Source organism: Streptomyces incanus (genome assembly GCF_042656345.1).
In the GTDB taxonomy this organism is placed as follows: domain Bacteria; phylum Actinomycetota; class Actinomycetes; order Streptomycetales; family Streptomycetaceae; genus Streptomyces; species Streptomyces incanus.
Window position 1 is genome coordinate 71,220 of sequence record NZ_JBHSPC010000038.1, and the last position, 8,627, is coordinate 79,846.

General features: G+C 72.5%; 7 protein-coding genes. 2 read left to right on the forward strand and 5 right to left on the reverse strand.

Annotated features, from left to right (window positions below):
* Positions 1-276: 276 nt before the first annotated feature.
* The 4 genes from ACFP2V_RS15610 to ACFP2V_RS15625 are packed head-to-tail and all read right to left on the reverse strand — an operon-like array spanning position 277 to position 4,376.
* Positions 277-1,611 (reverse strand): FAD-dependent oxidoreductase, encoded by a 1,335-nt coding sequence (locus tag ACFP2V_RS15610; protein WP_381211672.1) that lies wholly within the window; start codon positions 1,609-1,611, stop codon positions 277-279.
* Positions 1,612-1,651: 40 nt separating this feature from the next.
* Positions 1,652-2,362 carry a maleylpyruvate isomerase family mycothiol-dependent enzyme gene (locus tag ACFP2V_RS15615; protein ID WP_381211675.1) on the reverse strand — a complete coding sequence of 237 codons (711 nt, stop codon included), beginning with the start codon at positions 2,360-2,362 and terminating at the stop codon, positions 1,652-1,654.
* Entirely contained in the window at positions 2,362-3,210 is an 849-nt protein-coding gene (locus tag ACFP2V_RS15620; protein ID WP_381211678.1) for a fumarylacetoacetate hydrolase family protein, read from the reverse strand. The genes ACFP2V_RS15615 and ACFP2V_RS15620 overlap by 1 nt, the downstream gene beginning before the upstream one ends.
* Positions 3,207-4,376, reverse strand: a complete 1,170-nt coding sequence (locus ACFP2V_RS15625) for a cupin domain-containing protein (RefSeq protein ID WP_381211681.1) — start codon at positions 4,374-4,376, stop codon at positions 3,207-3,209. The genes ACFP2V_RS15620 and ACFP2V_RS15625 overlap by 4 nt, the downstream gene beginning before the upstream one ends.
* 79 nt (positions 4,377-4,455) lie before the next feature.
* Here ACFP2V_RS15625 and ACFP2V_RS15630 point away from each other — a divergent pair, with 79 nt between their 5' ends.
* Positions 4,456-5,232 carry an IclR family transcriptional regulator gene (locus ACFP2V_RS15630; RefSeq protein ID WP_381211684.1) on the forward strand — a complete coding sequence of 259 codons (777 nt, stop codon included), beginning with the start codon at positions 4,456-4,458 and terminating at the stop codon, positions 5,230-5,232.
* Between the two features lie 286 nt (positions 5,233-5,518).
* On the opposite strand, the gene ACFP2V_RS15635 is transcribed toward ACFP2V_RS15630, so the two are convergent.
* A complete protein-coding gene (locus ACFP2V_RS15635; RefSeq protein ID WP_381211687.1) occupies positions 5,519-6,142 on the reverse strand; it encodes a TetR/AcrR family transcriptional regulator in 624 nt (207 codons plus the stop codon).
* Positions 6,143-6,929: 787 nt separating this feature from the next.
* Here ACFP2V_RS15635 and ACFP2V_RS15640 point away from each other — a divergent pair.
* The gene (locus ACFP2V_RS15640; protein ID WP_381211690.1) at positions 6,930-8,561 is read left to right on the forward strand and encodes an MFS transporter; all 1,632 of its coding nucleotides are present in this window, start codon (positions 6,930-6,932) and stop codon (positions 8,559-8,561) included.
* Positions 8,562-8,627 lie beyond the last annotated feature (66 nt).

An 8,627-nucleotide genomic window follows, 5' to 3' on the forward strand; every position in this document is an offset into this window, starting at 1 on the left:
CGGCCGGCCTTCGTCGTGTGGTCAGTGGGCCCGCGGTGGGCCCTCGGGCTCGGCGCCGTCGTCCGGAGCCGACGTCAGTCGTGAACCGGACGCCCAGCCCTTCGCGGAGTTCCTCGGCGGCGGCGCCGGAGGTCTCCTCGATGCACCCGTCCCCGGGGGCGGCGGCCAAGATCCAGTGGTCGGTCGTACCGGCGCGGCCGAATCCGCCGGCCAGGACGGTCGACCCGTCGGCCCCACCCGCGACCGCCTCGTCGGCGGTCGCGGTGAGGGCCGTCGTCAGCGGGCGGCGCCGCCCGCGAGCGCGGCGTCGGACACCGCGGTCTCGCTCTGCTCGATGTCGGCCGAGGCGAGCGGGATGGGCTGGAACATGGGCGGTTCCTCGTCCGGGAACAGCGCGGTGGGGCCGTACACCCAGTCGGTGAAGGCGTACTCGGCGGGGTCGAGCCCCCGCATGATCGCGTTGCGCTGCAGCCGCTCCGGGCCGTCGAGGTGCCACAGCTCGCCCCAGGCGCGGGCGGTCGTCAGGACCCGGCGGCAGTGCTCGACGCGGACCGCCTCGTACGCGGCCAGTGCGGCGTCCCAGTCGACGGCCGACGGGGCGGCGTCCTCGGCGCGCAGCCGGGAGACGTGCCGGGCGAGGACCCAGCCGTCCTCGATCGCCATGATCGCGCCCTGGGCCATGTACTGCAGCGGCGGGTGGGCGGCGTCGCCGAGGAGGACGATGCGGCCGTGCACCCAGGTGTCGATCGGGTCGCGGTCCATCATCTGCCACCAGCGGTCCCGCCACATCAGCGGGATGCCCTTGCCCACGGTCTCGCAGGTTCCCTCGAAGGCCGCGTCGAGTTCGTCGGGGGTGCCCCAGTCCTCCTGCCCGGCGAGGGCCTTGGGTGACTGGAACACGGCGACCTGGTTGAACATGTCGCCGCCGCGCAGCGCGTACTGGACGAAGTGGCAGCGGGGTCCGACGTAGACGGTGACGTCCTTCTCGGCGATGCCGTTGTCACGGACCGCGTCGATGGGGACGGCCGCCCGGTAGGCCACGTAGTCGGAGCTGACGACGTCGTCGCCGATCAGCTTCTGGCGGGCCACGGAGCGCAGGCCGTCGGCGGCGATGACGAGCGGCGCCTCCTCGGTGTGGCCGTCGGCCAGCGTGATGCGGGCGCCGCCGGCCGTGTTCTCGAGGTTCTCGTAGTCGACGACCGTCTGGTCGGTGACCAGGTCCACGCCGGCCTCCCGGCAGGCCCGCAGGAAGAGGCCGTGCAGGTCGCTACGGTGGATGACCATGTACGGGAAGCCGTAGCGCCGCTCGAGCTCGCCCAGGTCGAGGCGGACCAGCTCGCGCGAGTCGAGCGCGTCGCGCATGACCATGTTCTCGGGGACCACGCCGAGTTCCTTGGCCTCCTCGAGCAGACCGTACTCGTCGAGGATGCGGGTGCAGTTGGGCGCGATCTGGAGGCCGGCGCCGACCTCGCCGAACTCCTTGGCCCGTTCGAGAACGCGGACGCGCAGCCCCTCCCGGGCGAGGGCGAAGGCGGTGCTGAGGCCACCGATGCCACCGCCGACGATGATGGTGTCGGGTCGGCCTTCGGTGGGAGGGGTCGCAGGGGTCATCGTGTACTTCCTGTCTGAGCCGGGGATCCGGCCCGGTCGTTCAGAGCCAGGGACCCACAGTGGGTACCGGGCCGCCGTCGGGGGCGGTGAGCGCGTGCCCGCGCCCCGTGAGGTAGGCCGTGATCTCGGCGAGCGGGCCGGTGAGCACGGTCGGCTCGCCGTCGCCGGGGAGTTCCCGGACCTCTCCGGTGTCGGTCTCCGTCAGGCGCAGTGCCGGGCCGGGGGCCTTGGCGCGCTTGGCGATGACGTCGTCGCAGAGGGCGCCGAGGAAATCGGCCGGCAGGTCGGCGAAGGTGATGCCGGTGGCCAGGTCGACGGCGTGGACGCACACCTCGCGGGAGCGCATCCAGGGCAGCTCGGTGGCGGGCACCGTGCGGCCCTGTGCCGTCACGACCGGGTTCTGCCACTGGCCGGCGCTGAGTTCGGCCGTGGAAGCGGCGAGTTCGGCGGCGGAGCGGCGCAGCCACCCGGTCAGTTCGGCGGCGGGCATGCCGAGGCCGCGTTCGATGCCGGCGGCCCGTTCCTCGGGGGACGCGTACATCGGGGTCTCTTCGCCGGTGGCGGCCCAGTGCACGAGGTTGCCGAGGGCGTCCGCGTTGGCGGCGACGTGGGCGACGAGCTGCCTGCGCTGCCAGCCGGGCAGGGCGCTGGGCGCGTCGTAGGCCTTGTCGTCGAAGTCGGCGGTGGCCTCGAGCACCAGGTTCGTGCCGAGCTCCGCCCAGCGGCGGGCGTCGTCGAACGAGCGGGACATCAGGCCTGCTTCTCCTCGACGACCTTGTTCTCCAGACGGCCGATGCCCTGGATCTCGGTGACCACCCTCTCGCCGCCGAGCAGGTAGCGGCCGGGCTTGCGGGCGTGGCCGACGCCGCCGGGGGTGCCGGTGGCGATGATGTCACCGGGGTTGAGGCGGATGATCGTGGAGACGTACTCGACCAGGGCGACCGGGTCGAAGAGCAGGTCACCGGTGTTGTCGGACTGCATGACCTCGTCGTCCACGGTGAGCTTGACGTCGAGCGCGGGGCGGACGCCGCCGGGCAGCTCGTCGGGGGTCACCAGGTACGGGCCGACGGGGGTGGTGGAGTCCCAGGTCTTGCCCTGGAGCCACTCGCGGGTGCGGAACTGCCAGTCGCGCGTGGTGATGTCGTTCAGCACGGTGAAGCCGGCGATGGCCTGCTCGGCCTGCTCGCCCTTGGCGCGGCGGACCTGCTTGCCGACGACGACGGCGAGTTCGACCTCCCAGTCGAACTGCTCGGTCTCCTCGGGGCGGACGATGTCGTCCGTCGCGCCGATCAGCGAGTCGGCGAACTTCGCGAACAGGGTGGGGTGTTCGGGCAGGTCCCGGCCCATCTCCTGGATGTGGTTGCGGTAGTTGAGACCGACGCAGACGACCTTGGAAGGCTGCGGGACCACGGGGGCGAGGTCGGCGCCCTCGGCGCGGTACGTCGTCGCGTCATCGGCGGTGGGGGCGGCGGCGCGCTCGGCCCAGTCGTCCTGCGCGAGGAGGGTGCCCACGTCGGGGAAGCCGAGGTCGACGAGGACGTCACCGTCGAGCCGGACGGCCCTGGTGGTGCCGTCGGTACGGAGGGTGGCGAGCTTCATGAGCGGGTGGTTCCTTCCACGTGGGTGCGGTCGAGCCGGAGGGCTTCGAAGATCGGGGAGTCGCTGAACCGGAAGAGGTCCAGGGCGCCGGAGTCGGAATCGGTGGAGCCGGCCTCGGAGCGCACCGAGAGCGGCTGCCAGGACGGCACGACGAACAGGTCGCCTCGGGTGACGGACCAGGAGGTGTCACCGACGGTGACGGTGCCGGAGCCGTCGAAGACCTGGTAGACGGACGAGCCGGTCTCGCGCACCGGGGCGGTCTCGGCGCCGCGCACCACGCGGTGCACCTCGGCGCGGATGGTGGGCAGCACATCGGCGCCGTTCGACGGGTCGGTGAACCGGACGGCGGCGTGGCCGGGCTCGACGGTGCCGCCGAAGCCCTCCTTCTCCAGGGCGAGCTGGTCGGTGAGCGCCCGGTCGGTGTGCTCCCAGCGGTACGCCAGCAGGGGCGTGCCGGGGGCGGCCGAGCCGGCGGCGACCGGGCGCAGTCCCGGGTGGCCCCACAGGCGCTCGGAGCGGGACCGGTCCGGGGTGATCCGCTCGGCGTCGCTGATCTCTTCGCGGCCGAACTCGAAGAACTGGGACTCGCTGGTGTACTGGAACGGGATATCCAGGCCGTCGATCCAGGCCATCGGCTGGGAGGTGGCATTGTGGTGGGCGTGCATGTTCCACCCGGCCTGCGGGAGGAAGTCGCCGCGGCGCATGGCCACCGGGTCACGGCCGACGACCGTCCATACGCCCTCCCCCTCGACGACGAAGCGGAAGGCGTGCTGGGTGTGACGGTGCTCGGGGGCGTCCTCGCCGGGCATCAGGTACTGGATGGCCGCCCACAGGGTGGGCGTGGCGAAGGGCCGTCCGCCGAGGGCGGGGTTGGCCAGTGCGATGGCGCGCCGCTCGCCGCCTCGGCCGACCGGGACGATCTCGCCGGCCTGTGCGGCCAGCTCCCGCAGCCTCTCCCAGCGCCACAGGTGCGGAACGGCGCGGGACCGCGGGTGAGCCGGCATGAGGTCGCCGATCTCGGTCCACAGCGGGACGAGCAGTTCGCTCTCGAAGCCCCGGTACAGCTCCTCGAGCGCCGGGGTGACGTCGGGCTGGTCCGCGGCACTGACGGCACTCAGGCGGACGGGAGAGCCCGTAGCAGAGGGGGTGCTGAATGAGGTAGTCACGTAAGCAAGCCTCCTCCTTGTCCACGGAACGAACATGTAAATTCTGGAGAGCAGAACAGCCAACGTCGGGAGGCCCTCGGTGGACAAGCCGCTCAAGACGCCGCCGCCGTATGCGATCGCGAGCGTCGACCACGCGTTGCGGGCCGCGACGATGCTCCAGCTCGAGGGCGCGCTGACCGTCTCCCAGGTCGCCGAGCGGCTCGGGGTCGCCCGGTCGACCGCGCACCGGCTGCTGGCCATGCTGGTCTACCGGGACTTCGCGGTACGGGACGAGCGGCGCGTGTACCACGCGGGTCCGGTGCTGGAGCTGGCGACGCACTCGCGCTCTCTCGTGTCACGGCTGCGGACGGCGGCTCTGCCCCATCTGCACCGGGTGGTGGACCTGCTGAACGAGACCGCGAACCTCACCATCCGCACCGGGGACACGGCCAGGTTCATCGCGAGCGTGGAGTGCCACCAGTCGCTGCGGGTCGGTTCCCGCGAGGGGATGGTCTTCCCGGCCCACCGTACGACGGGGGGTCTGCTGCTGCTCGCCGAGCTGAGCGAGGAGGAACTGGCGGAGGTGTACGCGCCCGAGCGCTACCGTGACCGGCCGCAGGACCGCCCGGATCTCGGCCGGCTGTCCAAGGAGCTGAAGGGTGTCCTCAAGGGCGGCTTCGCCGTGAACCGGAACCGCTCCGAGCGCGGCCTGGTGGCCGTCGGCGTCCCGGTCCGCGACCACGGGGGCAAGACCCTGGCGGGCCTGTCGATCTCCATGCCCGGCATCCGCTACGACCCGCACGACCTCCAGTCCCTGGTCGGCACCCTGCAAGCGGCGGCCCGAGCCCTGGGCGCGGACCTGGCGACGACGACCTGAGCGGCTCCGGCCCCACGTCCGGCCGGCCCGCGACGGGTCTGCCCGTGGCTGGTCGGCTCGCAGCCGGCCGGCCCGCGATGGATCCGCCCGCAGCCGGTTCGCCGCGACGGGTCTGCCCGCAGCCGGTCAGCCCACGACGGGCCCGCCCGCAGCCGGTCAGCCCGCAGCCGGCCGGCCCACGACGGGTCCGCCCTCGGCCGGTCGGCCCACGACGGGTCGCCCGTCGCGTGGGCGGGACGGGGTCAGGTCAGGGCCGGTCCGCCCGTGGGGTGCGGGGGACGGAGGGTCAAGACCGGTCCGGTGCCGGTACCGGTGCCGGTGACTCCGTGGTGCCGTCGCTCAGGAGGCCCGTCCAGCTTTCCGCGAGGATGTCGATCATGGCCTCGCGGTCGGCCTTCCAGCGGCCGGGGGTCCAGTTGCGGGCGACGTGGTCGAGCTGGGCGATGACGAGGACGCCGCGCAGGTGGCGGCTGTCGGGTGCGAAGCGGCCGGCCCGGTGGAGGCCCTCCTCGACGTCGCTGACGGCCTCGTCCAGCCAGGCGTTCACCAGTCCGCGCAGATCCGGGTCGACCGCAGCCGCCTCGAACGCGGCCACCAGATGGGGCCGCACGGAGTCCCAACGGCCGGAGATGTCGTACAGCCACTCGGTGATCGCCTCGCGGCTGCCGTCCTGGACGACCTCGACGAGCCGCCGGGCGGTGGAGCGGCGGGCGGGCGAGTCGACGCGCTCGAGCTTCTCGTTCAACTCGCCGATGAGCGCCCGCATCAGATCGCTGCGGGACGGAAAGTACGCGTAGAACGTCACCCGCGTGGTGCCCGCCGCGGCCGCGATGTCGTCCACGGTCGTCGCGGCGTAGCCCTTGGCGCGGAACAGGTCGAGCGCCGAGTCCAGCAGGAGCTGGCGGGTCATCCTCTTCTGCGCCTCGCGCAGCCCGGCCATGTCAGCGCCCCCGTCGCGTGGTGTCGGACGGGGTGGGCAGCGGGTCGGCGGTGGGTGCGGTCATGGCGTTCATCGTAGCGCCGGGCACCGCGCCCGACCTCGATGTCCTCACTCCAAGATTACTTCCAATACATAGCGAACATTTCCTTGACGTGACGTAAAGCCAAGTGCCATTCTCGCCGTCACCGCGCTTGATCCGCGCCACTCCCACAGCCCGCCCCCGGCGCCCCTCCCCCACTCCGGGCCACGTTCACCCGTGGCCGGACGGGCGTACCCACCGCTCCAGCTCCCCCGTCGCGGATATGAGGCCGCAGCACTTTTCGGCCCCTGGTTCAGAGAGGAACTCGCCGAGTGAGGTACTTCGTTGCGCGCCGGACGCCATTAGGGCCTGTCCGGCCGGAGTGTCAGCGGCCGACCACCGGCTGATCGCCTTCGGCCGCCCCGGCCGTGGCCTCGTGGCCACCGGGCCGGCCACCCCCGGCCGTACGCTCCCGCATCCGCGGCGCCCTGCCTCACCGGCGACGAGCAGCGTGCCGTGCTCGACGACAACGCCGACCGGTTCCCGACGTTCCCCGCCCCCCGGGGGAGCTGAACGAACCCGTCCACCCGCCCGGCTCCCGGCGCACGCGCTGCGCCTCAAAAGCCCGTCCGGGCCGTCCGACCCGGTTCCCCCACACCCTGAGCGGCGGCTCACCACCAAACCGGTATCGGCCACAAGGGGCCGAACCGTCTCACCATCCCAGTCAGGGAGAACGCAGTGACGCTCAACAACGGGACGACGGCGTCCCATGGCCCCGCCGCGGGGGCTGCCCGGATACCGGGCTACGCGGGCACGCTTACTGCCGCATGCGCCGCGGTGTTCGTGGCCCAGGTCGCCAACGCCCTGCCGGCCTCGCTTCTCGGGCTCTTCCAGGAGGACCTCGGCACCCGCGGGTCCCAGCTGACCTGGATCACGGCGGCCTTCATGATCGCCGTGGTCGTCTTCGAGTTCACCTTCGGTGTCCTCGGCGACCTGTTCGGACGCCGCAGGCTCCTCGCCTCGGGTGCGGCGCTCGTCGGTGTCGGCAGCGTCGTCGCGGCCGCCGCACCCACCGTGCAGGTGCTGTGGGTCGGTGCCGCGCTGAACGGTCTCGGCGCCGGCGCCATGTTCCCCGGATCACTCACCATGATCGCGGACGTCGCCCGCAGTGCTCAGGAACGGGCCCGCGCCATCGCCCTGTGGAGCGGCTGCCTGTCCGCCGGTGCGGCGCTCTCCCCCTTCATCGGCGGCATGTTCGCCAAGATCGGGTCGTGGCGTGGCTCCTTCCTGGTCCTCGTCGCGCTGGCCTTCGTGAGCATGGTGCTCGCGCTGACCCTGGCCACCGAGTCGAGGGCGCCCGAGGGCCGTCGTCTCGACGTCCCGGGCCAGATCGCCTTCGCGCTCGGTCTCATCCTGGTGCTGTACGCGGCCGTGGAGGGGCCCGAGAAGGGCTGGGGCGAGCCGGACGTCATCGGCGGGTTCGCCATCGGCGCGTGCTTCCTGATCGCCTTCCTCCTGATCGAACGGCGTTCCGACTCCCCGATCCTCAACCTGACCCTGTTCAGGGACCGCGCCTTCTCGGTGGCCTCCGTCGTCGCGGTCATCGGCATGCTCGCCTTCCTCGGCGCGTGCTTCTCCATCAGCATGTGGCTCGGCCCCGTGCAGCACCAGGACCCGCTCCGCGTCGCCATCCCGTTCCTGCTGCTCCAGGGACCGGCGTTCGTCCTGATCCCGGTCGTCTCCCGGCTGCTCCACCGGGTCGCCCCGACCTGGCTGCTGACCTCGGGCTTCGTCCTGATGGCCATCGGTTCGTTCCTGTGCACCCAACTGGACGTCACCGACCGGAGTCTGACCCCGTTCGTCCTGCCCGCCGGGCTCATCGGCATCGGCTTCGCGCTCAGCGTCAGCTCGATCACGGCCGTCGCGCTGAACAGCGTGCCGGGCCGGCTGGCCGGCATGGCGAGCGCCACCACCAACATGCTGCGCGACCTCGGCTTCGCCCTGGGCCCGGTCGTCGTCAGCGCGGTCGCCCTCAGTCACGCGGGCAAGGTCTTCTCCTCGAACCTGGCCGGCGCGGACCTGCCGCCCGACCAGCTGGGCGCCGCCACCGAGATCGGCCAGGCCGCCGGACCGATCGCCGTCAACAGCCTGCCGCCCGGCGCCCCCGGGTCGGCCGCGCACAGCGTCGCCCTCGACGCGCTGGGCAGCGGCTTCGGCATCGCCTTCGTGGTCTGCGGCATCGCCGCCGTGGTGGCCGCGGTCGTGACCGTGGTGGGCATGGCCGGCGTCCGTGCTCCCCAGGAGCTGGACACCGAGCACGCCGCCGCAAAGACCCCGTCCGGACAGCCCCAGGCCCCGACCGCGGTCTGACACGGTCGTCCGCACGCCCCGTCCCCGTCACGAAGGCCCCGGCCCTCGGCGCGCCATCGCCGAGGG